The organism is Lentzea miocenica (assembly GCF_033949945.1).
Classification (GTDB): domain Bacteria; phylum Actinomycetota; class Actinomycetes; order Mycobacteriales; family Pseudonocardiaceae; genus Lentzea; species Lentzea miocenica.
The window spans coordinates 1-314 of sequence record NZ_JAXAVW010000116.1; the positions used below are offsets into that span (position 1 = coordinate 1).

The following is a 314-nucleotide window of genomic DNA, read 5'->3' on the forward strand; positions in this document are numbered from 1 at the left end:
GGAAGCCTGGGGGCCGTCTCACACCGGAGCTAACTCACTCGGTCTCGTTCGCCGGAGCGTCCTGCGGCTCGATGGCCGCGGGCGCTGCGAGGTCGACGGGCGGGGCGTCCGGCACGCGGTTCGGCTTGGCCTCGCCGCGGAACACGAACTTCGCCTTGTCGTGCTGGTCCGACTCGCCGTCCCAGCCCTCGACGTCGGTGATGATGATCTGGCCCGGCTGGATCTCGCCGAACAGGATCTTCTCCGACAGGGTGTCCTCGATCTCGCGCTGGATCGTCCGGCGCAGCGGGCGGGCGCCCAGCACCGGGTCGAAG

General features: G+C 70.4%; 1 pseudogene. It reads right to left on the reverse strand.

From position 1 onward, the window contains the following. Nucleotides 1-34 precede the first annotated feature (34 nt). Nucleotides 35-314 (reverse strand): annotated as a pseudogene (locus SK803_RS46455) (NDP-hexose 4-ketoreductase); the annotation flags it as partial.